This window comes from Paenibacillus sp. FSL R5-0470, from assembly GCF_037975205.1.
In the GTDB taxonomy this organism is placed as follows: domain Bacteria; phylum Bacillota; class Bacilli; order Paenibacillales; family Paenibacillaceae; genus Paenibacillus_AQ.
In genome coordinates, this window is the sequence record NZ_CP150238.1 from 2,899,390 (window position 1) to 2,924,273 (window position 24,884).

Here is a 24,884-nt window from a genome sequence, read left to right on the forward strand (position 1 = left end):
GATTACGTTACCTTCGGCACATTGTATTCGGTTTTTCGCATACATTTGTCCGTAAGCTCGACTAAAACATGTATTCTAAGGATTTATGGTCCGCTCGGTCCGTCATCCCAAAGAGGCGTGTGCTTAATTAAAAACAGGGCTCCCCATGGCCAACAGTTGAATATAGGCCCATCCCTTGAGTTCATTTCACATTTCTCCGCAATCTAGAAACTTTAAAAATTCTATTATAGCAAGCATAAACGCCTTCGGTGTTCTTAATAGGACGGTAGAGTCTTGGCCACTGGCAGACCCAACTGTTTACGAAACTTATTCCGAACTACGACAGAGAGTGCATCTAGCTCGACAAGCTCTGCCAGAGCGTACGCCTCTTGAAGACCAACCTGCATTAGATGCAGTACATGTGACACGGATGCACCGCCAGCTCCATTTCCTTTTTTAACAATTACGTCATCTGCGGAAATTTCTCCCTTTATTATGATCTGACAATTTACAAAATTTCATATATTTAAAGAAATCTATTGATAATTATTCTCATATGATTTAATATGATAACGATTCTCATTATCATTACTTTGCTATAAAGAATGATAAATAAAATATAGATGGGGAGATAGAAAATGAATCAGAAAAAAGTTTTATTAGCAGGGGTATCAGCGGTTTTAGCTTTGAGTTTGGCGGCTTGCGGTAACAATGAAAAGGATAACGCAGCTTCAAAAAGTGCAAATAATGCAGCAGTAGCAGCTGAGGGAAATGCAAATAACAAAGGAAATGCGGCTCAGGAGGCAGTTGCCACTGAACAAACCATTACATATCTAGGTAAGGATTATGTAGTACCTGCAGAGATTCACAATATCGTAGCTGCAAGTCTTGAATCTATGGAAGATGCTGCAATCCTAGGAGTGAAGCCTGTAGGCGTACTTGCTATAGCAAATGCCATTCCAGGTTATCTGTCAACGGAATTAGCTGGTGCATCTTTAGTGGGGGATAAATTTGCTCCAAGCAATGAGGCGATCCTGCAGCTTGATCCAGATGTTATTTTAGGGTCTTCCAAGTTTGGTGAAGATGTGTCGGGTGCGCTTAATAAAATTCAAACGATGATTCCTTATTCACATATATCAACGAATTGGAAAGATAATCTGCTTTTACTAGGTCAATTATCCGGAAAGACCTCAGAAGCAGAAAAGATTATTAGCGATTATGAATCAAAAGCTGCTAGTGCAAAGGCTGACGTTGGAGAAAAGTTGAAAGATAAATCAATTCTAGTTATTCGTATTCGTGAGGGTAGTATGTGTGTGTATCCAGCGGGTGTTTACCTGAATCCGGTTATTTACGAAGATTTAGGTGCTACCATTCCCGAAGTAATAACAACTACTAAAGCTCAAGCTGAGCTTTCACTAGAAGCTTTAGCGGAAATTAATCCGGACTATATTTTCTTGCAGTTTGAGACCAGCGAGAATACGGATAATGCAACGGCACTTGATGATTTACTTAAGAATCCGATCTTCAAAAGCGTAAATGCAGTCAAAAACAATCATGTCTTTGTAAATGCAATTGATCCGTTGGCGCAAGGTGGTACAGCTTGGTCTAAAGTAAGATTCCTGGATGCTGCAATTGAAAATCTCTTGAAGTAAAACCGAAGGTGCGATGAATAAGATGAATACAAAAAATTGGAAAGTTATATTGATCCTATCAACTTCTCCATTATTCATCGTATTAGCAATGGTTGTATCCGTCTTATATGGTGTTAAGGATATTGGAATAGTAACAATCTGGCAGGCGATTACACACTTCGATGCAAATAATGTGGACCACAACATTATTATGACATCTAGATTACCGCGTGTAATCGCCGCTTTATTAGTTGGAGCGGCCCTAGCTGTTTCAGGGGCGTTAATGCAAGGCGTTACACGGAATTATCTTGCATCACCATCAATTATGGGAGTAAATGACGGATCGGCATTTGTTATTACGTTGGCTATGGTGTTTTATCCTGGATTATCGAATGTTCATATGATTCTTTTATCCATGGTGGGTTCTGCTATCGGAGCGGGTTTGGTTTTCGGATTTGGCTCATTGGTCAAAAACGGCTTATCTCCAGTCAGACTAGCCATTATTGGTACTGTAATTGGTACATTTTTAAGTAGTATTGCCTCAGCAGTAGCGATGTTTTTTCAAGTCTCACAAAATGTTAGCGTGTGGTATAGCTCAAAAATACATACCGTAAATCCAGATATGCTAATATTGTCCATTCCTTTTATAATCGTTGGTCTGCTCTTGGCGGTTAGTATTTCTAAATCTGTAATGGTTGCCTCCCTTGGGGATGAAACGGCGATTAGCTTGGGTCAACGGACAAAATGGGTGAAGATTATCAGTATTTTATCTGTTATATGTTTGACCGGGACAGCAGTGGCCTTAGTAGGTAAGATTGCCTTTGTAGGTCTAATCATTCCTCATATTACACGTTTTATCGTTGGTATCGACTATCGTTTCATCATTCCTTGCTCAGCAGTCATTGGGGCTGTTTTTTTAGCATTTTGTGATGTCTTAAGCCGGTATATAAACTTTCCGTTTGAGACGCCAATTGGCGTTGTGACAGCCTTTATTGGAATCCCGTTCTTCCTTTATTTAATTCGGGTTAAAGGGGGAGAGCAACGTGGATAGAGGCAGAATACAGTTTAGTCGCTATATTTTGACGCTACTAGCTTTTATCCTGCTAACACTTGTGGCGGGGTATTTTCATCTAACGAATGGCGCTTTTGATATGTCTGTCATGGATGTGATAAAAACGCTGCTGCGAATAGATCCCAATCCTAAATTTGACCTGGTTATTTTTCAATTTCGACTACCACGGATCATTATTGCGTCATTAGTAGGCATAGGTCTGGGGATGGCTGGAACGGTCATTCAAGGTATTACCCGAAACGGACTGGCTGATCCAGGTATCCTTGGGATTAATGCCGGTGCCGGAGCTGCCATCGTTGCATTTATGTTTTTCTTTCAGATGTCAGGGGTTACTTTTTTTAAAGAAAGCTGGTTTTCGATACTAGCCATGCCACTCTTTGGTTTTGTGGGGGGGCTTGCCGCAGTTGTGGTTATCTTTATTTTCTCTTGGCGGAATGGTGCACTTGATATGCAACGTTTGATATTGACAGGGATCGCGATAAGCAGTGGTTTTGGGGCGTTGTCGTTGTATCTATCTCTAAAAATGAATGCTAGTGATTATGAAATGGCTGCGGTATGGAGTGTCGGAAGTATTTACAGCGCGAATTGGACTTATATCATAATGATCACACCTTGGGTACTGATTTTAGGATTTGTGATGTATCGAAAAAGCTATTTGCTCAATTATTTTCAATTGGAGGATTCCAGCACAAAAAGCTTGGGGATCTCCGTAGAAAAAGAAAAGCTAATCTTTCTGTTATGCAGTGTGGGGATTGTAAGTGTCTGTGTATCTGTATCCGGTTCTATAGGTTTTATAGGATTGATGGCTCCTCACATCGCCAGAAGATTAGTAGGGATTAATCACCGCTATATTATGTTATCCAGTGCAGTGGTTGGGATGTTTTTGCTTGTGATCTCGGATTATTTTGCCAAAACATTATTTCAGCCAGCAGAGTTGCCTGTGGGAATAGTCGTTTCCATTATTGGCATTCCCTATTTCTTATATTTATTAGCCAAGTCAAGAGTGTAGGGGAGAGTGAGCAGCACATATGTCAACACAAGTTGAACTCGAACGCACAGAATCATGGAAGCTAGAATCTCAGTATTTGGGCTACACGTATGATATAAAGGTCTCAATTCCGAGAGAAGAGGCCCCTGAGCATGGATTTCCCGTCTATTACATGCTCGATGGTAATTCATATTTTCAATTGGGCCGGGATGTCGTGAAATTGCAGTCAAGAAATGCGCCGAAAACTTTGATTGCACCAGCCATCGTGATTGGCATTGGGCATTATGGTTCAGATGATGAGGTCTCCAAAAGAAGATTTTATGATTTCACGCCTCCTGCGAAGCAGTATGTATATCCGGATCGATTGAAAAGTGCTGACATAGGACCACATGGTGGTGCTGAAAAGTTACTATCTTTTTTAGAGTTAGAGTTAATGCCCCTGGTCTCTGAAAAATATAATATCGATCAGCATAAACAAGTTTTGTTTGGTCACTCATTAAGCGGGTTGTTTGTCCTCTGGACGCTGTTCACTCGTGCCGAGCTATTCCAGTATTATTTGGCCTCTAGCCCTTCGATTTGGTGGAATGATCATGAAATCTTGGCGTATGCGGAGGCGTTTTATAAGAAGGGGCAAACGATAAGATCCGAGAAACGAAAGCTATTGATCACAGTGGGCAGTGAAGAGGCGTTTATGGTCGATGATGCTAAAGGATTATTTTCGAAATTGTGTGAGTATTCTTTGCCTGATTTGCAGGTTGAACATTACATAGCGCCAGATGAAAACCACGCGTCAGTAGTACCGACCATCATGAGCAGAGCGTTCCGTATGTTGAATTGTTAAGGAAGGGGATATGATGCAGGATGATGTTAGGAGAACTTACTACTTTTGAACATATGGGGCGACAAATTATCGCGTATCTCCCTAAAGCATATCATTTGTTTACTGAGCGAAGCTTCCCGGCGGTTTTCTTACAGGATGGCGATTTCTTGTTCAAAGAGTCGATTGCTGATATAGAAAGGGATGTGGAGGAGGGGATTACAGAGCCGGTTATTTTTATCGGGATTGATTCTCAGCTTCGTAATGATGAATATACACCTTGGGAAATGCCTGCACTTTTTAAGGATTGGTCCTTTGGGGGCAAGGGGGATGATTATTTGGATTACGTATATAAGGAACTGGTCCCGCATATAATTCGTTCCTTTCGCATCTCTCATGAGCCGGGCAAATTGGCATTAGGCGGTGTATCACTAGGTGGGTTAATAAGTATGTACGCGATGTACAAGACAGAGTCTGTTTTTGATAATTTTATATTCATATCCGCGTCTGTGTGGTTTAAAGATTTTATACATTATATGGAGACTTCAAAGTTAGATAGAGAATGCAAAGTCTATATGTATGTAGGTGAACAGGAAGGTATCCAGAAGACTAATGCACAGAAGGACATGGTGCCAAATAGTAAACGTGCTTTTGATATTTTAAAAGAGAAGATAGATGGAGCTGATCAGCGGGTGATGTTTGAGACAGATCCATTAGGCACGCATAATGACACGTTTTTTCTGCAATATTTTCCGAGTAGCATCAGGTTCTTATTTCCCGCAAAATGAATAAAAGGACGAGCAGGATAGAGTATCTTTGCATCGTCCTATTTTTTTACATATAGGTTAGATAACCATAATTTAGTCTTGCGGTCCGAGCATATCTACTTTAGTTACTCTTCTGTATATTCTCAAGATGTACGTCCAAATTATCAAAGGTTTGTGAAATACCCGGTAGCATCCCCATATCAATCACTTGTTGTAACGCTTCTGGAGAAGCGTATTTACCGGTGTTAACCAGCTTCGTTTGACCATTCAGCTCGATAAAATCTAGTTGGACTAGTGTCTCGGGCAGATCTTTTGAAATATTACCTTCTGCATCTGAGAACCCGTCCGTGTAAATAATTTGCTCTGGAGTCGAAATTTCCCGATAAATCGCCTTACCCCAAGACTCCATACCGTAGAAATCTCCCTGACTCTTATCCTCGCACTTCATGCAATAATGCCAAGTACCTCCTGGCCGAAAATCGACATGGCATACGGGAAGTGTCCAGCCTTTTGGCCCCCACCAATGCTTCAAATGCTCAGCCTCAGAAAAAGCTTTAAAAACTAGCTCACGTGGAGCTTTAAAAATACGCTCTAATATTAGAGTGCTGCCTTCGACTTTGGATACTAGTTGGTTGGTTTGGTTAGAATTTGTCATTGGATAAATCCTCCTCGTTTACTTTTCATTATCTAATTCCTTGCTTTGTAGCTTCTGCAAATAATCATCCAGTCGATCATAGCGTTCCTCCCACATATGACGGTAGGATTCTAACCAAGTGTCTAATTCCTTAAAAGGGTCAGGGCGGAGCTTGCAAATGCGCCGATTAGCAACAGCTTGAACTTCAATAAGACCTGCTTCACTGAGAACACGCAAATGCTTGGACGCTTGAGGCTGCCGCAACTGAAGATTTTCTGCGATCTCTCCAACGGTTAGGGGTTTCTCGCGTAATAGTTCAACGATCTGCATACGATTAGGCTCTGCTAAAGCACTCATTACGTTAGTATTCATAAACAATCATCACTTCGATTCATTGATTTGATTCGGATTTCATATGACGGGCCATGATGGAGCGACTCAACAGGCCTACTTCCTTGTATTTCCTGTTTGCTTTTAAAATATACCATTAAGTGAATATTCCTGTAAAGGGATATTTAAAATTTTCATTGTATGATAACTTCAAAAGATGGGCATAGTACAAGCATTACGTAGAAATATGTTCCATGATAACCATTAAACTTTACAAAAAACATAGGAATAGATATAATTAAGTATAACTTATCGGTTTTAGATTTACGCAAGGGGCCTAACGCCAGTAGGCTCCTTTTGTATTTCTTGGCCATGTTACAGGAGGGTGAAGGTCATACACAATGAAAAGATTATGGTTTGTGTTCATTATGGTCCGCATGGGGAGCGTTTAATCCGGCGTGGTGTGCAACTATCTGAAATAATAGGGGCCCCATTGTTTGTATTAAATGTCGATAGTTCGGACAATGATGAATATAATCAGAGCAAAGAAATGTATATGACGGTTTGGAAACGTCTTGCCGATGAAGCTGGCGCAGAATTTATCATTCGGAAACGTGAAGGCCGAAAAACAACTGATATTATTGTAGAAGTAGCTGAAAAGAATGAGGTTACACAGATCGTCATTGGACAATCTGCTCAGACTCGATGGCAGGAGCTTACCAAACGCAATTTCATCAATGAACTCATTGGTAAAATGAAAATGATGGATCTGCATGTAGTCGCCGTTCAACGGATGCGCGCCGGGCTGGAAGAAACCCATGAGGAAGGCGTAATCGCCTACCTGGTCAAAATCGGGGATGAGTATCAGCTCAGTGACGAACCTAAGGGAGAGTATTCGCTTAAAGGAAAGTTCTTTCACGAATTACACACAGAATTTGAGAACGGTTTATTCAGAATTGAGCAAGAGGATGGAAAGACTAGATATTTGCATATTTGTGATGGCACATTGACCGATTCTTTATAATCGGCGTGCCCTTATCTTCATGAGGGCCTATTATTAAGGGCCCTTCCAATCATATGATCTTTGGCTTTTGGTAAAAAAGTAAGTACTAAAGTTCACAACTTGATAAGCTCAAGTGGAAAAGGAGGACTGCCTTTGCTGCATGTAATCATACTTGTTCCGTTTCTAATGGCCTTAGTAATCGCACTTTTGACCAAGAGAGCATCCAACCTTCATAGAGGATGGCTTGTTTTCCCCGGTTCACTCGCTTTGTTTGTATATTTTTTAACCCGGATTCCCGTTATTAAGGGAGGGGATTTGGGATATGAAACCGTTTCATGGATTCCTTCCCTAGGCATTGATTTGGTTTTCCATCTGGATGGATTAAGTTTACTGTTCGCTTTGTTAATCACTGGAATGGGTAGTCTTGTAATTATCTATTCGATTTATTATCTAGACAAGCGAAAAGAAGCGTTGACCCCTTTTTATATTTATTTAATGTTGTTTATGGGAGCGATGCTTGGCGTTGTGCTCTCGGATAACTTGATGGTGCTATACGGTTTTTGGGAATTAACAAGTGTCTCGTCATTTCTGCTGATTGCTTTCTGGCATCGGCGGCAAAAATCGCGGTATGGTGCTCTTAAATCTATGTTGATTACCGTATTTGGTGGTTTAGCGATGTTTGCCGGCTTTTTAATGCTGTATGTGATGACAGGCACCTTTAGTATTCGGGAAATTTGGAGCGAGGTTGGCGATATTAGTGGGCATGCGTTGTTTATTCCAGCGATGCTATTAATTCTATTAGGTGCATTCACCAAATCAGCGCAGTTCCCGTTCCATATCTGGCTGCCGGATGCCATGGAGGCACCGACACCCGTCAGCGCATATCTTCACTCAGCAACGATGGTTAAAGCTGGATTGTATCTTGTCGCCCGTTTCAGCCCTATTTTTGCGGGGCAATATGAGTGGTTCTGGGTTGTGTCAGGCGTCGGTTTGATCACCTTGATTTATGGCTCTATCCAGGCGATGAAGCAGACGGACCTGAAGGCTCTATTAGCCTATTCAACGATTAGTCAACTTGGACTGATTATGGGATTGCTAGGAATGGGATCGGCAGCGGCATTTTATGCAGGGGAAGATTCAGTCTTTTACACTGCTGCAACAACAGCGGCTATCTTTCACCTTATTAACCATGCCATCTTTAAAGGCTCTTTGTTTATGATGGTCGGTATAGTTGACCATGAGACGGGTACCCGCGATCTGCGAAAGCTGGGCGGACTGATTTCCATTATGCCGGTTACCTTTACGGTAGCGATGATCGGCAGTTTCTCCATGGCTGGTTTGCCGCCATTTTCAGGATTTTTAAGTAAAGAGATGTTTTTTACAGCTGTCCTGAATATCCGAAACTTGGATATATTCTCTATTCCCTCGTTGTTTACGCTCTTCCCGGTTTTGGCCTGGATTGCCAGCGTGTTTACTTTTGCATACAGTATGATTTTGGTATTCCACACCTTTTTCGGAAAATATCAGCCTGAGAAGCTGGACAAAAAACCGCATGAAGCCCCATTTGGACTTCTGCTTGCCCCGTGCCTGCTAGCAGTGCTGTCTATATTTATCGGTTTTTTCCCGAATATATTATCTAATACACTTATTATCCCTGCAATGAATGCTATTCACCCTATCTTGCAGACCGGGGAACCTTTTGTTGTGAATATCCATTTCTGGCACGGCTTTACACCAGAAGTATGGATGACACTTGGTGTTGTGATTCTTGGTATTACTGTATACCGAATCTATGGCCGCTTAAGTCTGGTCGATAAAGAATGGGGCAGTGGCTACACTTTAAATCAAGTCTATGACGGAGTAATCCGGCTGGTTGAGAAATTGTCTAGATGGGTGACTAGTTCTTATATGACTGGTTCCATGAGACATTATTTAATGTATATTTTTTCCTTCTTGATCGTAACGATTTGCGGTGTCGTCTGGTATTCAGATGGAATTACACTTGGTACGACTGAGTATACTCCTTTTTCTTTGTTTGAGGTTATTGCTGTAATGGTTTTGCTTCTAGGTGCTTTAGCTATTCCGTTTGTGCGTTCCAGAATAACAGCCATTTTGTTAACAGGAATGGTTGGTTATATGGTTACTTTGCTCTTTGTTCTGTTCAGAGCTCCTGATCTGGCGCTTACGCAAATGATTGTTGAAGTGGTATCTGTTACATTGTTCCTATTATGTTTCAGGCATTTGCCTAGGCTGGAAAAAGAGAAGCTCAAACCTCGTGCGCATTTCCTGAAACTAATTATTTCCATCGGGATGGGCGTAACGATGACATTGGTTGCACTTGCTGCTCTAGGCAGTAGTCCGTTCGAATCCATCTCGAAATATTATGTGGAGAATAGCTATACTTTGGGTGGCGGTAAAAATATTGTCAATGTTCTGCTCGTTGATTTCCGCGGCTTTGATACCATGTTTGAAATAACAGTACTAGGCCTTGCCTCACTTGCTATTTATTCCATGATCAAGCTGCAGTTGGATGGAGAGGGTACAGCAGACCAACTGAAGAGGGTTGTTCCCTATAATAAGCCTCGTTATTCCCGAAGTGATGATGTGTTACTGCAAGCGGTAGCTAAAGTAGCATTCGTTATCATTCTGATATTTTCGTTGTTTTTGTTTTTTGCCGGTCATAATAATCCGGGAGGCGGATTTATTGGGGCTTTGATGGCATCTGCAGGTTTGGTGCTACTTGCTATTACTTTTGGGATGGATATGGTTGAGAAGGTGCTGCCTATTAATTATCGTAAGTTAATTGCGATCGGGATTTCGATTGCTTTTCTTACCGGGGTTGGCTCATTTATATTCGACGTACCCTTCCTGAGCCAAACGTTTGGATATTTCCAATTGCCGCTTATGGGCAAAACAGAATTAACCACTGCAATGTTCTTTGATCTTGGTGTTTATCTAGCTGTTATTGGTGTCACTATGAATATCATACTTACGATCGGGAGGGATAACTAATGGAGCTTGTTGTTGCCTTGGCGATCGGCGTATTGTTTACCGTAGGTGTTTATCTAGTCCTTTCCAAAAGCTTGCTACGCATCCTGCTGGGTACTAATTTAATTACCCATGGTGTTCATTTACTGCTACTGACAATGTCGGGTCTCAAGACAGGTGCTCCACCTTTGCTAGGTGAAAAAGCGGAGGCGTATGTAGATCCGTTACCGCAGGCGCTCATTTTGACCTCTATTGTAATTAGTTTTGGAGTAACAGCATTCTTCATTGTTTTGGCATACCGGACTTACCGTTCGACGGGCACGGATGATGTGGAAGGAACCAAGGAGGAGAGACAACAATGAACAACTTGCTAGTGCTGCCTCTGCTGATTCCGGCCTTTACGGCAGTTATACTGATTTTTCTAAAAGAACGAGTGGATCTGCAACGTATTATCAGTGCCGTCAGTGTGTTTTTAAATATCTTGGTTTCTGGAATCATTGTGTACCAGGTAAGTACAAAGGGCATCCAGACCCTATATATGGGTGGATGGCTTCCACCTTATGGCATTGTGTTTGTTGCCGATATGTTTGCGGCCTTACTTGTGCTAGTCGGTGCTATTGTTGGTGCGGCATGTCTATTTTTTTCCTTCGCCAGCATTGGGGAAGAAAGAGAAAGGTTTTATTACTATCCGTTTTTCCATTTTCTATTAACTGGGGTATTTGGCTCCTTTCTCACCGGAGATTTGTTTAATTTGTTCGTCTGCTTTGAGGTCCTGTTAGTTGCCTCGTACGCTTTAATTGTACTTGGTGGCTCCAAAGGTCAACTGAGAGAGACGTTAAAATATGTATTAGTTAACGTGATTTCCTCTTCCTTGTTTGTAGCAACGCTTGCTTATTTATATGCCGCGACAGGAACACTGAATATGGCACATCTATCTATGCGTGTAGCAGAGGCGGGACAAGGCGGTGTAATGAACGTCATTGCGGTCCTGCTGCTGATCGTATTTTCGATAAAGGCAGGTTTGTTGCTCTTTTTCTGGCTTCCGGATTCTTATAGTGCACCACCTGTGGCTGTTAGAGCACTGTTTGGAGCATTGTTAACGAAAGTGGGATTGTATGCCATTACACGTACCTTTACATTGATTTTTATTCAAGAACCGGGACTCACCCATTCACTGATTGCCTGGATGGCGGGAGCGACGATGATCCTTGGTGCAATCGGTGCACTGGCTTACAACGATCTGGGGCGGATTTTTAATTATAATATCATCATCAGTGTTGGATTTATTGCTTTTGGGATTTCTGTCGCGACTCAGGATTCGTTAAATGGTGTAGTGTTTTATTTAATGCATGACATGGTTGCCAAAGCATTATTATTTTTCCTGGGCGGGATGATTATCTCAGCATCGGGAACCGACCGCTTAAAAGAAATGGGTGGTTTAATTCGACGCTATCCGTGGACCGGCTGGATGTTCTTCGTACTGACTTTGGCGTTGGTTGGTGTTCCACCACTTAGTGGTTTCGCTGGAAAAGTGATGATGGTACGTAGCGGATTTGGACAGAATCATGTGGCTCTGGCACTAATTGCACTTGCATCAAGCTTCATAGTGTTATATTCCTTGATCAAGGTATTCCAGCAGGTATTCTGGGGTGGCGAGAAAAGGGAAGAACAAGTCAAACCGCTTCATTATAAAGCTATGATGGCACCGGCAGCTGTTCTGTTCGCGATTGTAATTCTGATGGGTGTAGGTGCTGAGACGGTAAACGGATATGTCAGCCAAGCCGGAGCCGTACTGGCCGATCCAGCATTATACATTAACGCTGTCATGAAGGAGTAGATACTATGGCTTTTCAACTATTATTGAATTTCATGATAGCATTCCTGTGGATGTTTCTGCACAATGATTGGACTGGGCCACGTTTCGTCATTGGTTTCCTGCTCGGTATACTCATTCTGCTCGGAATGCGACGCTTTTGGCCCAGGTTATATCTTGGAAAAGTGTGGGCGATCATTAAGCTAATCCTGTTGCTGCTGCGGGAGCTGGTCGTTTCTAGTTATGTAGTGGTAAAAGCCGTTCTAAGACCGGAGCTTAATATACGTCCAGCTATCCTCAAATATACTACAGAGCTGAAATCAGATTGGGAAGTGGCAACGTTAATCACGATGCTCTGCCTCACTCCTGGATCGGTGGTGCTTGAAGTGTCGGATGATAATCGGACATTGTATATTCACGCTATGGATGTTGATGACCCTGCGCAGTTCAGAGCAAATATCCGTGATACCTTTGAGCGAGCGATACTGGAGGTGACCCGCTAATGATTCATTTTATTCTTATGCTATCCATTACGATCATGGCTTTAGCTATAGGCGTATGTGCTTGGCGTTTGGTGAAAGGACCTTCTTTACCTGACCGAGTCGCTGCACTAGATACGATTGGAATTAATCTGCTAGCAATGGTGGCCGTGTTATCTGTCTTTCTCCAAACGCAGGCTTTTATAGAAATTATTTTATTGATTGGAATTCTTTCCTTTATTGGAACGACAGCCTTTGCCAGATATATCGAAAAGGGAGTGGTGCTAGAAAATGGAAATGATCAAGACTACAGGTGAGTTGCTGTTTGCCTTGTTAATTCTTGTAGGGGCATTGCTTAGCGCCGTTAGTGCTATTGGTTTGATACGGCTACCTGATGTTTATCTAAGATCACATGCTGCCGCGAAGAGTGCCACTCTCGGTGTTTTATGTGTCTTGGTTGGGGCATTTCTATATTTTGCATTTTTTCAGAATCATATTAGTGCAAAGCTATTACTAGGAATTGTCTTTGTATTTATAACTGCACCTTTATCCGCCCACCTAACAGGCAGAGCGGCATATCGCTCGGGTGTTCCTCATTGGGATCGAAGAATTCAGGATGATTTAAAAGAGGTGCTGGAGAAAGAGCAAGTTATACCGGTAACCCCTGAACGAGATATACCTCAAGAACAAATGTAGAAGTGTTAGAAATTATCTTGATTTTCAATAACAGCAGCAAAAACTGTAACAAACCCGCGTCTACACGCGGGTTTGTTTTTTATTAATGGAGTACTATTCTTTTGTTAACATCTCAACGAACCAATATTTTACCTTCTCCAGCGAGCCTACGTAGCACCCTCGGAAGACACTCAATGTCTGCTTCAGGTATGTCTAATTGAATACCGTAATGGAAACAGTCCTGCTGTTCTCTATTCCATTTTAGAACTCCTTCTAAGTAAATAGATTCATCCGTAAGATTCATTTCCATACCAATCCGTACTAGGTTATTTTCTGGATTAATGTTGAGGGGTAACGATAAGTGGCAGCCTGTTCGACTAATGTTGAACAGTACAGCTCTTACAGGCTTAGAAGGAACCTGGATTCCGTTAATACTAAGAATATGAAGATCAAGGGTTACAGGTTCTTTAAGGGTATATCGAAAAGGTTCAGTTCTGCGATTAGTGTTCATATGCTCCTCCATACTTTCCCATCTACTATAAATTATCGACAGGAAAACAGGATTAGTGAAGAGTTATTAAACATATTAAAGTTTCGAAGTTACAAAAGCTGCATACCTAATTTTTGATTCTATCGTAACAATGTAAGTATTTCTTTTACAGAATTATCTACAAATGATCTTTCAGGACGGGATTTCATGATCACAGTAAGTCCAATTAATGATATGACTAGTGTCTGCGCTAAACTTTTTGCGTTAATAGTTGAATCAAGCTCACCTGAGCGCAAACCTCGATCAATCGTTTCTTGAAATATTACCGAGAGATACATCTGGTGTTCTCTTGTCAGGAGCTCAAATTTCTCATCGTGGGGTGAAAGTTCAACCATCGAATTAATGCAAAAGCATCCCCAGTTCGGATGTTGTCCATATTCTTTTGCCACTATATTTTCGAAAAAGTCACGGAATGCCTCTTTAACAGAAGAATTGTTTTGAAGCTTGTTACGAACATAGGCAGCATGAGAACTCGTATATTTCCGCAACGCAGCTTCAAATAGTCCTTTTTTATCTCCGAAGGTAGAGTAGATGCTAGGCCGCTGAATACCCATTCTTGATGTCAGGTCGCTTAAAGAGGTAGCCTCGAACCCTTTTTCCCAAAAAACTTGCATAGCTGCATCCAATGCTTTCTCCTCATCAAATTCACGTGGTCGAGCCATAGTAACTCCCTCTTTTCATATCGAACAGTATGATATTATTTTATGGTTTGAATATTATTATGTCAATAAGAAATGAACGTATAAATAGTCAGATTTTAATTTTTGGTTGTTCTATAAGTTAATCTCTTGACAGTTATCTTTTTTTAGAGTTATATTTGTCAAACGTATTTACGTACTGATTGGTATGTAATGTATGAATTTGATAAAAGTTAATCAGGAGGCGTTATCTTTGGGGGAATCTGTTGAGGAATCGAAAGCTATTATAGCGGATCAAACAGTCAAAAAAACTGAAAAAGTACGAGGGGGGCTTAGAGCGTCAGAACCAGTGCCTGTATCAATAATATCTCGTAATGTGGCACTTTTATTTTCCATCGCCTGCGGAATAGTTGTTGCTAACATTTATTATGCTCAGCCTTTATTGGACGCTATTTCGAACGAGTTTGGTATTTCTCATTCATTCGTTGGACTTGTTATTACAATCACTCAAATTTTTTATGCACTTGGACTGTTATTACTAGTGCCTCTTGGTGATCTATTAAATCGGCGTTGGCTGATCGCTGGACAGATGCTTCTATCCGTATTGGCTTTAATTGTCGTTGGTACTGCCACCAGCAGTAAAGTGTTATTCATAGGTATAGCAGCGGTTGGGTTTCTAGCCGTAGTGACACAGACGCTCGTTGCATTCGCGGCAACTTTGGCTGCTCCAGCCGAACGTGGGCGTGTCGTTGGTGTTGTGACAAGTGGAATCGTAATTGGTATTCTACTGGCGCGAACTTTCGCTGGCGTATTAATGGATTTAGCAGGTTGGCGTTCTGTCTACCTTGTTTCCGCGGCATTAACACTAATCATGGCATGTGTATTGTTTCGGGTGTTGCCACATTATGAGCATAAAAGAGAATCATTATCTTACCTACAGCTGATTCGTTCAATGTTCACGTTGTTTGCTCAGGAACGAACTCTTAGAATCCGTGCTGCACTAGCCATGATGATTTTTACTGCTTTCAGTATATTATGGACATCTCTAGTATTACCTCTCAGCGCCCCACCGTTTTCTCTTTCACATACTGCGATTGGAGCGTTTGGTCTCGCAGGTGTTGCAGGCGCGTTAGCAGCAGCGCGAGCAGGTCGCCTCGCCGATCGGGGTTTAGGGCAGAAGACCACAGGTGTAGCCTTGATTCTTTTGCTCATATCATGGTTGCCAATAAGTTATGTTCAACATTCTCTTATTGCATTAATCGTTGGTATTATCCTTCTTGATCTTGCAGTACAAGCCGTGCATGTCACCAATCAGAGCATGATCCTTACTTTGCGACCTGAGGCACGCAGTAGGCTTACTGCCGGTTACATGATTTTTTATTCCATTGGCAGCGCCACTGGGTCGATCGCATCTACGAGTATCTATGTTTACTTTGGCTGGAACGGAGTGAGTTTGTTAGGTGCAATTGTGAGTGCTCTGGCTCTTCTTTTTTGGTTATTAACAAAGGAGTAACTGAAGGGAGGAGTATTCGTGCTGAAAAAATTGTAACACTGATCTCGTATAATTAGGTGCGATTTCTAAGTCTTAACGCTCCAGCCAGGGCTATAGTATTTCATGTCACCTGGCCGTGGGAGCAATTCGAAAAGTTCAATTCAACATGAAAAATATACAAAAAGAAAGCTCAATTAGAAACTACATCTGTTGTTGAATTAGGGAGGGGGTCTTCTGGTGAAATAAATTCGTGAATGATTTGACGGAAGTATTCATGATTATCGTAGCTATTGTACATACGCCAGGCCATTGTTTCTGAATTCCCAAAAAATAACCGCTCAAATTGGGTTTGGCGGCCACCGAATGCACCCGCTCCCAGTTCCCATGCGACCCGGAATAAGGCATTTCGGTACCGCGCATCCGAGACATTACCCTTCAAATACTGATGGAGGTATGAACCGGCACTTGAACTGAAGTCCGATTCAGAGATGATCATGATAAGCCCGCTAGAACTGAGATTTTGAACCATTTCAACCATCTTCGGATAAAACTCTGAAAAGTGAATGGTTGAAGCTAGAAGGGGGCCTTTGTCAGGAACAAGAAATCCAAATTTATCGTGGGATGCTCCTACTTCAGAAGCGAGTCTTAACGCTTTGAATGTTTCTAGAAACGTCAGTATTCTTGAAATCGGCAGAATGGTGAAGGACTCGAGCTCAGCATTTTGTTCTTCTGCCAAAGATTCTAGCACACCGAGAAAGAACTCAGTCTTAGCAATATAGCGGGTGATGATTTGGTGACCAATATGGGTATGAAAGTGACTCTCACCGAACAATCGGGCACAGTAGATCTCATCTCCGTAATAAAATATTCGATCATGAGGGATGAGTACGCGGTCAAATATAACAAGTGTATCCATTTCTTCATATCTAGAACTTACGGGATGGTCGTAAGTAGATGGGGCTGAGTAACTTTCACGGCAAAAAAAAGTCATCCCAGGCAGATCATTAGGTACTGCAAAGGCAAATGCGAAGGGATTATCATCATCTACAAGGGATGGTGAAGGCGTAGGGAATACTAGCATTTCATCGCATGTAGCCCCTTGTGTTGCCATCATAAAAGCACCAGTCACAACCATCCCTTCGTCCTTGAGTTCTACGACTTTAGCAGCGATAGAATCCTCTGTGGCATCAACCTGACCGGATATTTTACTTGCTTGTGGCTGGATGAATGCGTGGGATAAAGTAATGTCATGATCTCGGCAGTAGGCATAGTATCTCCTGAGGTTCTCAGCATATTTCGGATGAAGGTCCTCAAGGATATCGGCTGCAGTAAACAAAGACATGATTGCTGTATTCATATAATCTGGGGAGCGTCCTAAAAAACCGTGATGTCTGTTTGACCAGAGTTCAATCATTTTTCTTCGACGTTCTAAATCATCAACACTTTTGGGTGGGAGAAAAGATAGACCAACAAGCTCTCCAGTATCAGGCGAAGGGTAGGTCATCTGCGCTAAATAACGTTCGTCACACTGCATGTTGTACATTTCGGCTTGTGTTTGTATGAGGCCTTGAAATGCAGGATGTTTGGATAATGGTCCTTCGATACGCGTCCCTTTGTACCAGATATTGATATTTTGCCGGTCGATTCGTTCGATGTATTGATTACCATTTTTAATAGGCACACGTTCCACCTCTTTGGAGAGTTGTATTAATATTTTTAATGTACGTAATCATAATACTTCTTGTACATTGTCCATACACCGGGTCAGTGAAGGGGCCAACCTTAATTTAAACTATAAAAAAGAGGATATTCACAATTATCTCCCCAAAATAGTCATACAATGGAAAGAAAGGCGGATAGGATTATGTCTGCGGAAATTCCAGAAATCTCGGATGCCGAGTGGGAAGTAATGAAGGTGCTGTGGACTGGAGCCCCGCGTACGGCAGGAGAGATTGTTGAAGCTCTGGAGGGCAACCGGGACTGGAACCCAAAAACGGTTCGGACGCTGATTAAGCGTCTGACGGAGAAAGGGGCTATCGGTTACAACCAGACAGGAAGAGTGTATTCATATTACCCACTGGTGCGGGAAGAGGAATGCGTCCAATCGGAGACACAATCTTTTCTGAAGCGGATCTACGGTGGAACGATGCGCCCGATGTTAGTCAACTTTTTACAGAATGAGAAGCTGTCCCGAGAAGATATTGAAGAATTGATGTCTTCACTGGTCAATGGGAAGAAATTGCTGATCCGTATAAATAGTTATGTCGATGTAGAAGAACCTCGTAACAATAAAGAAAGCCCGTGCCCAGCGCGGGCTTTCTTTATTGTTACTGACTAAAAGCAAATGCTTTCCACTCATACCAAATCCAGTCCCTACTACTGTCGTATTTATTTTCAGTAATCCGCTTTTCCTCCTATTTACAATTCCACTACTCGGTGTTACTATATAGTGGTACTAAGCAATACAGAGTAGCATTGGAGGATTTTAATGGATAACCTAACAGAAATGCTGAAAGGAGTTTTGGAAGGCTGTGTACTTGAAATCATCAGCCGGAAAGAAACCTATGGGTATGAAATCGTAAAAACGCTAAATGCGCTCGGTTTCGAAGATGTTGTTGAAGGAACGGTCTACACCATCTTGATACGGTTAGAAAAAAATAAACTCGTCGATATCGAGAAAAAACCGTCCGAAATAGGACCACCAAGGAAATTTTATAGTTTAAATGAAGAGGGATGGCGGGAACTGTCCATGTTTTGGGAGAAATGGGGATATGTTTCGTCAAGACTTACCCAACTGAAGGAGGATAGCCGTGTATAAGAACATGCTCGCTAAATTTAAAGATTTACGTGAACAAAAAAAGGCTTATAAAGAGTGCGTAAAACGTTCAAAAGCGCTCCCGAACGATTACCGAGAAGTTTACAATATCGCATCGCGCTACATGCTGAACTTTTCAACTAACGATTCTAGCGTTATTAACCTGTTTCCCGAAATGCTTGACATGTTTGAGATGGGAGCTGCTGAAGGTCGAGATGTTCTGGAGATCGTAGGGAATGACGTAATGGCGTTCTGTGACGGGCTGCTCGAGGACGTTTCCGCTCAGACTTGGACAGGGAAAATGCGAGCCAAAATGAACGAGTCCATTCACAAAAAACTTGGAAGATAGGGGGGATTAGGATGACATCGAATAATTGGGCGATTGAAGTATTAGGCCTCAAAAAATCATATAAGAACGTGGAAGTGTTGCGGGGGGTGGACTTCACTGTTCAGAAGGGTTCAACTTTTGCTCTTCTAGGGTCCAACGGCGCGGGTAAAACCACTATGATCAAAATTCTTGCCACCCTGCTCCAGCCCGACAACGGAAGCGCAAAGATTAATGGAGACGACGTAACTAAGCAACCAGAGCAAGTACGTAAGGAGATCAGCCTGACAGGACAAAGCGTCACCGCTGACTATATCCTGACCGGACGCGAGAATCTGCGAATGATGGCCAAACTCCGCCATTTGCCCGATCCTGACAAACAAGCCTTGGAGTTATTACGTCGTTTTGACTTGCTCGATGCCGCTGATCGCCGAATCTCCACGTATTCCGGAGGGATGTGTCGGCGCTTGGATTTGGCCATGAGCTTACTGGGTAACCCTTCGGTCATTTTTCTCGATGAGCCGACCACCGGACTTGACCCGCAAGCGCGTCTTGCTATGTGGGATATGATCAAGGATTTAGCGAGATCAGGTGTCACTGTTTTTTTAACTACACAGTATTTAGAGGAAGCTGACCATCTAGCCGATCAAATCGCGATCTTACACGAAGGTCATATCGTGGCAAGCGGCAGTCCCGCAGAGCTAAAAAATAGATTGCCTAAGGGTCATATCGAGCTTCGATTCGACAATGAAACAACGCTAAATCAAGCACAAGATCTGTTAAAGGAATTTAACGCGACTGCAGATTTGAACAATCTCACGCTATCCGTCATTACAGACGGAAGTACGAGACAGATGATGCGTCTGCTAACGAAAGCAGCGGAAGCTGACATAGAAATTGCCGAGTTTGCGCAGAAACTGCCCTCGCTTGAGGATGTTTTTCTCGCGATCGTCACTAGCAAAAAGGAGGACTCCCGATGAAATTCATTCATTTTCTAGGCGATACCGCCGTAATGAGTGGGCGTGTCATTCGCCATTCCACACGTAGCATCGACACGATTATTACCGTCATAGCCATGCCAATCATGATCATGCTGCTCTTTGTTTACATCTTTGGCGGAGCGATGAACACCGGTGATGTAAGCTATATCAATTATATTGTGCCCGGAATATTGCTCTTTTGCATTGCTAGTGGCGTGGCTTATTCTTCTCTTCGTATCAATAACGATCTCACGAAAGGCATATTCGAGCGTTTCCACTCCATGCCGATCGCAAAAGCTTCTATTCTAGGCGGTCATGTGGTTGCTTCATTAGTTTTTAACGTCATTTCCTTGCTTGCCATTTTCCTTGTTGCCTTCGGAATGGGATTTCGGCCGAAAGCGGATGTGCTCGGCTGGGTATTAGCCATTGGTATTTTGTTGCTTAGCGTACTTGCGTTTACTTGGATTGCCGTCACCTTCGGCTTGCTTGCTAAATCATTCGAAGGAGCAGGAGTGTTTTCTTACATTTTGATGTTACTTTTATTCGTTAGTTCTGCCTTTGCGCCGACCGACAGCATGCCTTCGGCTATACGCGTATTCGCAGAATATCAGCCCATGACACCGCTTATCGAGAGTATTCGTTCTCTTTTACTCGGAGGAACGGCAGATAAAACTACGCTTGTGGCGGTATTATGGAGTTTAGCAATACTTGCGTTTTTCTGGGCTTCCGCAATGCGAGTGTATAAACGGAGAATGAAATAGACGTAAAAAAGAGCCGGTGGCTTCTCGAAAGAGGGGGATACCGGCTCTTTGTGTGCACAGGCTAATTTTAAGATGCTGGCTGAATGGTGGGGTGAATATTTCTGTGCTATTCTAGAAATGTGATTTATATAAAATTTTTGTACATAGAATTAGAAGTACCGGATTTGGTAATTAATTTTAATAGGCGAATGGGGAATGAATGATATTTTTTAAAAATGGGGGAGTAAGTTATAGTGATACCAAACGAAGCACAAAACAAAAAACATTGGAAACGGGATATAATTATCTTTCTAAGTAGTCAAACATTTTCGTTATTCGGTTCTGCTTTAGTTCAATATGCTATTATGTGGTACGTTACGCTTACAACAAAATCAGGTATGATGATGACATTATTTATTATTTGTGGATTCATTCCTACCTTTTTATTATCACCGTTTGCAGGTGTATGGGCGGACCGTTTCAACCGGAAATATCTTATTATGATAGCAGATGCCATGATTGCCTTTGTTACACTGATTTTAGCCATTACATTTTTGCTTGGTTATGATGAGATATGGTTGTTGTTCGCCATTGCTGCAGTTCGTGCGCTCGGAGCTGGGGTTCAATCACCTGCGGTTGGGGCAATATTACCTCAAATTGTACCAGAGGATAAGCTGACGAAAGTAAATGGGATTAACGGAAGTCTTCAAGCACTAATGATGTTTGTTGCACCTATCGTTAGCGCGTCATTGCTTTCATTGGCAACAATTGAGGTCATTTTCTTTATCGATGTTATCACAGCGGCGATAGCGATCTTTACATTATCTTTCTTTTTGAAAATACCGTTGCATAAAAAAGCGACTGATAAACTAACGACAAGTTATTTGGACGATTTTAAACAGGGTTTAAGCTATATTAAAAACCACAGCTTTCTCAAAACTTTTTTCATTTTTTTCGCCTTTTTCTTCGTATTGATGGCACCGGCTGCATTTTTAACACCGCTACAAGTGACACGCAGCTTCGGAGATGATTATTGGCGATTAACAGCCATTGAAATTGCTTTTTCTATCGGTATGATGGCTGGCGGAGCAATTATTGCTTCATGGGGCGGCTTTCGAAACAAAGTATATACGATGACTTTTGCTAGCTTAATTATGGGTGTATGTACGTTCGCTTTGGGTATTGTACCTGTTTTTTGGATCTACTTGGTTATGATGGCTATTTTCGGCGTAGCTATGCCCGTCTTTAATACACCGACAACCGTAATGCTACAAGAGAAGGTAGATCCGGATTACTTGGGACGCATATTCGGAGTCTTTGGTATGATATCGACTTCCATGATGCCAATCGGAATGCTGATATTTGGTCCGCTCGCGGATGTAATTGAGATTGAATGGCTCCTTGTTGGAACAGGGGTGTTAACTGTAATACTGTCCATTATCTTCATTCGAAACAAACGTTTAGTTGAAGCTGGGATGCCTTTAATACAGGAAGCATCACAAGAGTAGAATTTTGCTAGAAGCGAGAACTTGAAACCCTTGTGTAGATAAAAAAAGAAGCTCTCCTAAAGTTCGATTGAACTTTGTGGAAGGCTTTTCTTAATTAGAAAAAAGGAGACCGACAATGACTTATTCACAGATGTGGAACAACGCAGGAAATGAAGCTGAAATTCTCTATTTGGAACAGCAGATTATGGCCATCAAAAAAGAAATAAAACGAGCAAAAACCGCAGAACAACAGGAGATATTGGATCAAGCGAATCGCAAGCTGGCTGAATTGGAAGCGAAGCTGGATGAGCTAGAGGAGTAGGGGCTAACCGCCCCATCGTTGCATCAATATTTTGACAGCTTGAATATCGGCCTCGCAACCGTGCGAAGCCAATAAGCAAATACGGTCGTTCCGGTCCATGAGGTTCGCTTACTCTGTAGGTATTGATCGTTGATAATATAAGTCCGGGTGGAAGCAGGGCTTTTCAGACCGAACTTTTCCCACTCTGCCGGATCATTTGAACCTCCGAGCTTTTCAAGCATATTTTGTGACGCGACATTTATTTTAGAAGGAATTTGCTCGTAGGCTTCAGTGATTTGCGCATGAAATTCATCGATTGGATTGCGGCTGGCAAGGCTCTCTAAGTGAATGCCTTCACGAAGGTAAGAAACGTATGCAAGATGGTCAGCCCAGAATTCGTCGATATAAAAAAGCCGTACCCGCTGCTCCGCTGGGCTCAACGGCTGCTCGCCTTTCAAAATTCGCAGCCGCTCCGCGTATAGAATTCGCCTCTGATCCTCCACCATATCCGAATAACAGTTCAGTTCCTTGTGGATATCGAAGTTTTGGCCCATAACAATCCGCTGAATACTTGTGATCTTGCTGCTGAGCCCCGACTCTTCAAGAGCCTCATCCTGTCTGGGAGCGCGAACAGCTTTATGGATGCCGAAGCGAAGCAGTAACTCGTCCTCCAAGCTTACATAAAAAACGGAAGCTCCCGGGTCGCCTTGGCGTCCGGAACGCCCGCGCAACTGATCGTCGATCCGCACGCTTTCGTTCACATGGGTGGCAATTACGTACAACCCACCTAGCTTGGCGATTACCTCCGCTTGCGCGGGGTCGACGCCGCCGAGCCGGATGTCGACCCCGCGTCCCGCCATATTTGTAGACACCGTCACTGCACCGGTTTCTCCCGCTTTGGCGATGATGTTTGCCTCTTCCGCATCGTTTTTCGCATTTAGAACATGGCAAGGTACGCCAGCAACCGCTAGTGCCTCTGCCAGTATGGCAGACTCTTCGACGCTTGACGTACCAATGAGAATTGGACGTCCCGTCCTATGGACGGATGAGATTTCTTGTACGAGTGCCATAAGTTTGGCTTCTTTATGGGTATAAATCCGGTGCAGATGGTCGATCCGGATGTTTGGCCGGTTCGGCGGAATTTGCAGCACCTGCAGCGCATAAATATCTTCGAAGTCCATTGCGGATGCATGAGCGGTAGCCGTCATTCCGCAAATCTGCGGATACAGGCTGATGAAGTGTTGAATGGTGATCGTCCCGAGAATTTTCCCGCCGGCTATGGAGTACAGCCCTTCTTTTGCCGTAAGCGCGGCTTGAAGCCCGTCCGGCAAATACCGGTTCTCCGCCACTCGGCCGGTATATTCTTCGATCAGCTCGATTTTTCCGTCCCGGACGATGTAATCGACGTCTTTCTTTAATAACGATTCTGCATGCAACGCGCAATTTAATGATGTCAGCAAGTGACTGTTATGGCTATCGTACAAATTGCCGCATCCCAACAGCGATTCCGCTTGCGCAGCGCCTGTTTCATTTAAGTAAACGTTCCGCTGGAACTCGTCGAAGTCGTAATGCTCATCTCGCTTGAGCTGCCGAGCTACTTCTGCGAAACGAAAGCCGTCGCTCCTGGAAGAGGGAGAATCACCGCTGATGACTAGCGGCACCCGAGCTTCGTCGAGAAGCAGCGAATCCGCTTCGTCGACGATGACGTAGTGGAAAGGACGATGCACGGTATCGGCTTCGTTGAGTGCAATTGTGTCGCGCAAGTAATCGAATCCCGCTTCTTTGGCCGTAACATAGGTTATATCCTTGGCGTATGCTTCCTGTTTCTCGGACAGGCTCATGCCCGCTTGAACCGAGTTTACCGTTAATCCGAGAAAACGATAGATCGGGCCCATCCATTCCGCATCCCGTTTGGCTAAATAATCGTTAAAAGTCAGCACATGAATGCCTTTGCCAGTCAGTGCATTTAGATATGCAGGCATAACAGCAGAAAGTGTTTTTCCTTCACCGGTATGCTGCTCGATCAAGAATCTCTCGTGCAGAGCGATGGCAGCCATGATCTGGACATCGTAAGGATTTAATCCAAGCTTTCTCTTCGCTGCCTCGCATACTAACGCATAAGCAGCGATAAGCAGCTCATCCAAAGGTGTACCTGATTTTGCTTCCGTTTGTAGCCGGAGGGATTCCGCTAGAAGCTGCCCATCGTCCCATGCTTCCAAATTCCGTTTTCTGATAAGCTCCACTTTGTCCTGATAAACTTTCAGCTTATTCTGGGTATCGCGGTCTTTGAATTTTTGCATCAATTTGACGGCTATATTCATAGAAATCTGATCTCCCCTCGGTAGAAATACGCTTAGTTTTGAACAATATTTGCGCTGAT

General features: G+C 42.9%; 26 protein-coding genes and 1 pseudogene. 20 read left to right on the top strand and 7 right to left on the bottom strand.

Annotation, left to right across the window (positions count from 1 at the left end):
- Positions 1–254: 254 nt before the first annotated feature.
- A complete protein-coding gene (locus MKY99_RS12595) occupies positions 255–407 on the bottom strand; it encodes a hypothetical protein (protein WP_339247634.1) in 153 nt (50 codons plus the stop codon).
- A 210-nt stretch (positions 408–617) separates the two neighbouring features.
- Between MKY99_RS12595 and MKY99_RS12600 the strand changes: the two genes are divergently transcribed.
- From MKY99_RS12600 to MKY99_RS12620, 5 genes are read left to right on the top strand one after another with little or no spacing between them, the layout of a single operon-like run.
- A complete protein-coding gene (locus tag MKY99_RS12600) occupies positions 618–1,631 on the top strand; it encodes an ABC transporter substrate-binding protein (protein WP_339270822.1) in 1,014 nt (337 codons plus the stop codon).
- A 13-nt stretch (positions 1,632–1,644) separates the two neighbouring features.
- Complete coding sequence (locus MKY99_RS12605) at positions 1,645–2,661, top strand: iron ABC transporter permease (RefSeq protein WP_156113104.1); 1,017 nt, start codon at positions 1,645–1,647, stop codon at positions 2,659–2,661.
- A complete protein-coding gene (locus tag MKY99_RS12610; protein ID WP_231573437.1) occupies positions 2,654–3,691 on the top strand; it encodes an iron ABC transporter permease in 1,038 nt (345 codons plus the stop codon). The genes MKY99_RS12605 and MKY99_RS12610 overlap by 8 nt, the downstream gene beginning before the upstream one ends.
- A gap of 19 nt (positions 3,692–3,710) precedes the next feature.
- Positions 3,711–4,511: an alpha/beta hydrolase-fold protein gene (locus MKY99_RS12615; protein ID WP_339270825.1), complete on the top strand. Its 801-nt coding sequence runs from the start codon at positions 3,711–3,713 to the stop codon at positions 4,509–4,511.
- A gap of 20 nt (positions 4,512–4,531) precedes the next feature.
- Positions 4,532–5,275 carry an alpha/beta hydrolase-fold protein gene (locus MKY99_RS12620; protein ID WP_339270826.1) on the top strand — a complete coding sequence of 248 codons (744 nt, stop codon included), beginning with the start codon at positions 4,532–4,534 and terminating at the stop codon, positions 5,273–5,275.
- Positions 5,276–5,375: 100 nt separating this feature from the next.
- Here the strand turns inward: MKY99_RS12620 and MKY99_RS12625 are convergent, their stop codons facing one another.
- Positions 5,376–5,909 (bottom strand): SRPBCC domain-containing protein, encoded by a 534-nt coding sequence (locus MKY99_RS12625; protein ID WP_339270828.1) that lies wholly within the window; start codon positions 5,907–5,909, stop codon positions 5,376–5,378.
- 18 nt (positions 5,910–5,927) lie between these two features.
- Positions 5,928–6,260, bottom strand: coding sequence for a metalloregulator ArsR/SmtB family transcription factor (locus MKY99_RS12630; RefSeq protein WP_339270830.1), 333 nt, complete (start codon positions 6,258–6,260; stop codon positions 5,928–5,930).
- A 343-nt stretch (positions 6,261–6,603) separates the two neighbouring features.
- On the opposite strand from MKY99_RS12630, the gene MKY99_RS12635 reads away from it, so the two are divergent.
- The 7 genes from MKY99_RS12635 (at position 6,604) to mnhG (ending at position 13,197) form a co-directional block, all read left to right on the top strand.
- Positions 6,604–7,242, top strand: a complete 639-nt coding sequence (locus tag MKY99_RS12635; protein WP_256716289.1) for a universal stress protein — start codon at positions 6,604–6,606, stop codon at positions 7,240–7,242.
- A gap of 126 nt (positions 7,243–7,368) precedes the next feature.
- Positions 7,369–10,233 (top strand): Na+/H+ antiporter subunit A, encoded by a 2,865-nt coding sequence (locus MKY99_RS12640; RefSeq protein WP_339271614.1) that lies wholly within the window; start codon positions 7,369–7,371, stop codon positions 10,231–10,233.
- A complete protein-coding gene (locus MKY99_RS12645) occupies positions 10,233–10,571 on the top strand; it encodes a Na(+)/H(+) antiporter subunit C (protein WP_076282807.1) in 339 nt (112 codons plus the stop codon). The genes MKY99_RS12640 and MKY99_RS12645 overlap by 1 nt, the downstream gene beginning before the upstream one ends.
- The gene (locus MKY99_RS12650; protein ID WP_076282806.1) at positions 10,568–12,046 is read left to right on the top strand and encodes a Na+/H+ antiporter subunit D; all 1,479 of its coding nucleotides are present in this window, start codon (positions 10,568–10,570) and stop codon (positions 12,044–12,046) included. Before MKY99_RS12645 ends, MKY99_RS12650 begins: the two co-directional genes overlap by 4 nt.
- Before the next feature lie 5 nt (positions 12,047–12,051).
- Positions 12,052–12,525 carry a Na+/H+ antiporter subunit E gene (locus tag MKY99_RS12655; protein WP_042187625.1) on the top strand — a complete coding sequence of 158 codons (474 nt, stop codon included), beginning with the start codon at positions 12,052–12,054 and terminating at the stop codon, positions 12,523–12,525.
- On the top strand, positions 12,525–12,818 hold the full coding sequence (locus MKY99_RS12660; protein ID WP_042187626.1) for a Na(+)/H(+) antiporter subunit F1: 294 nt from the start codon (positions 12,525–12,527) through the stop codon (positions 12,816–12,818). Before MKY99_RS12655 ends, MKY99_RS12660 begins: the two co-directional genes overlap by 1 nt.
- The gene (gene mnhG / locus MKY99_RS12665; RefSeq protein WP_339270833.1) at positions 12,793–13,197 is read left to right on the top strand and encodes a monovalent cation/H(+) antiporter subunit G; all 405 of its coding nucleotides are present in this window, start codon (positions 12,793–12,795) and stop codon (positions 13,195–13,197) included. The genes MKY99_RS12660 and mnhG overlap by 26 nt, the downstream gene beginning before the upstream one ends.
- Before the next feature lie 112 nt (positions 13,198–13,309).
- On the opposite strand, the gene MKY99_RS12670 is transcribed toward mnhG, so the two are convergent.
- Both MKY99_RS12670 and MKY99_RS12675 read right to left on the bottom strand, forming a co-directional pair.
- On the bottom strand, positions 13,310–13,687 hold the full coding sequence (locus MKY99_RS12670) for a PilZ domain-containing protein (RefSeq protein WP_339270835.1): 378 nt from the start codon (positions 13,685–13,687) through the stop codon (positions 13,310–13,312).
- A 119-nt stretch (positions 13,688–13,806) separates the two neighbouring features.
- The gene (locus tag MKY99_RS12675) at positions 13,807–14,388 is read right to left on the bottom strand and encodes a TetR/AcrR family transcriptional regulator (RefSeq protein WP_339270837.1); all 582 of its coding nucleotides are present in this window, start codon (positions 14,386–14,388) and stop codon (positions 13,807–13,809) included.
- Between the two features lie 325 nt (positions 14,389–14,713).
- On the opposite strand from MKY99_RS12675, the gene MKY99_RS12680 reads away from it, so the two are divergent.
- Positions 14,714–15,877: an MFS transporter gene (locus MKY99_RS12680; protein ID WP_339271616.1), complete on the top strand. Its 1,164-nt coding sequence runs from the start codon at positions 14,714–14,716 to the stop codon at positions 15,875–15,877.
- A gap of 169 nt (positions 15,878–16,046) precedes the next feature.
- Here MKY99_RS12680 and MKY99_RS12685 read toward each other — a convergent pair whose 3' ends face one another.
- Positions 16,047–17,537, bottom strand: coding sequence for a 4-hydroxyphenylacetate 3-hydroxylase N-terminal domain-containing protein (locus tag MKY99_RS12685; RefSeq protein ID WP_339270839.1), 1,491 nt, complete (start codon positions 17,535–17,537; stop codon positions 16,047–16,049).
- A 183-nt stretch (positions 17,538–17,720) separates the two neighbouring features.
- On the opposite strand from MKY99_RS12685, the pseudogene MKY99_RS12690 reads away from it, so the two are divergent.
- The 7 genes and pseudogenes from MKY99_RS12690 to MKY99_RS12720 all read left to right on the top strand — a co-directional run.
- Positions 17,721–18,068, top strand: a pseudogene (locus MKY99_RS12690) (BlaI/MecI/CopY family transcriptional regulator); the annotation flags it as partial.
- 276 nt (positions 18,069–18,344) lie between these two features.
- On the top strand, positions 18,345–18,674 hold the full coding sequence (locus tag MKY99_RS12695; RefSeq protein WP_042187640.1) for a PadR family transcriptional regulator: 330 nt from the start codon (positions 18,345–18,347) through the stop codon (positions 18,672–18,674).
- Positions 18,667–19,020: a DUF1048 domain-containing protein gene (locus tag MKY99_RS12700; RefSeq protein WP_052404266.1), complete on the top strand. Its 354-nt coding sequence runs from the start codon at positions 18,667–18,669 to the stop codon at positions 19,018–19,020. Before MKY99_RS12695 ends, MKY99_RS12700 begins: the two co-directional genes overlap by 8 nt.
- 11 nt (positions 19,021–19,031) lie before the next feature.
- Entirely contained in the window at positions 19,032–19,976 is a 945-nt protein-coding gene (locus tag MKY99_RS12705; RefSeq protein ID WP_339270842.1) for an ATP-binding cassette domain-containing protein, read from the top strand.
- Positions 19,973–20,737 (top strand): ABC transporter permease, encoded by a 765-nt coding sequence (locus MKY99_RS12710; RefSeq protein ID WP_042187644.1) that lies wholly within the window; start codon positions 19,973–19,975, stop codon positions 20,735–20,737. Before MKY99_RS12705 ends, MKY99_RS12710 begins: the two co-directional genes overlap by 4 nt.
- 233 nt (positions 20,738–20,970) lie before the next feature.
- Positions 20,971–22,224, top strand: coding sequence for an MFS transporter (locus MKY99_RS12715; protein ID WP_339270844.1), 1,254 nt, complete (start codon positions 20,971–20,973; stop codon positions 22,222–22,224).
- Between the two features lie 115 nt (positions 22,225–22,339).
- Positions 22,340–22,525 (top strand): hypothetical protein, encoded by a 186-nt coding sequence (locus MKY99_RS12720; protein WP_042187647.1) that lies wholly within the window; start codon positions 22,340–22,342, stop codon positions 22,523–22,525.
- A 23-nt stretch (positions 22,526–22,548) separates the two neighbouring features.
- On the opposite strand, the gene MKY99_RS12725 is transcribed toward MKY99_RS12720, so the two are convergent.
- Complete coding sequence (locus MKY99_RS12725) at positions 22,549–24,825, bottom strand: DEAD/DEAH box helicase (RefSeq protein ID WP_339270846.1); 2,277 nt, start codon at positions 24,823–24,825, stop codon at positions 22,549–22,551.
- Between the last annotated feature and the right edge of the window lie 59 nt (positions 24,826–24,884).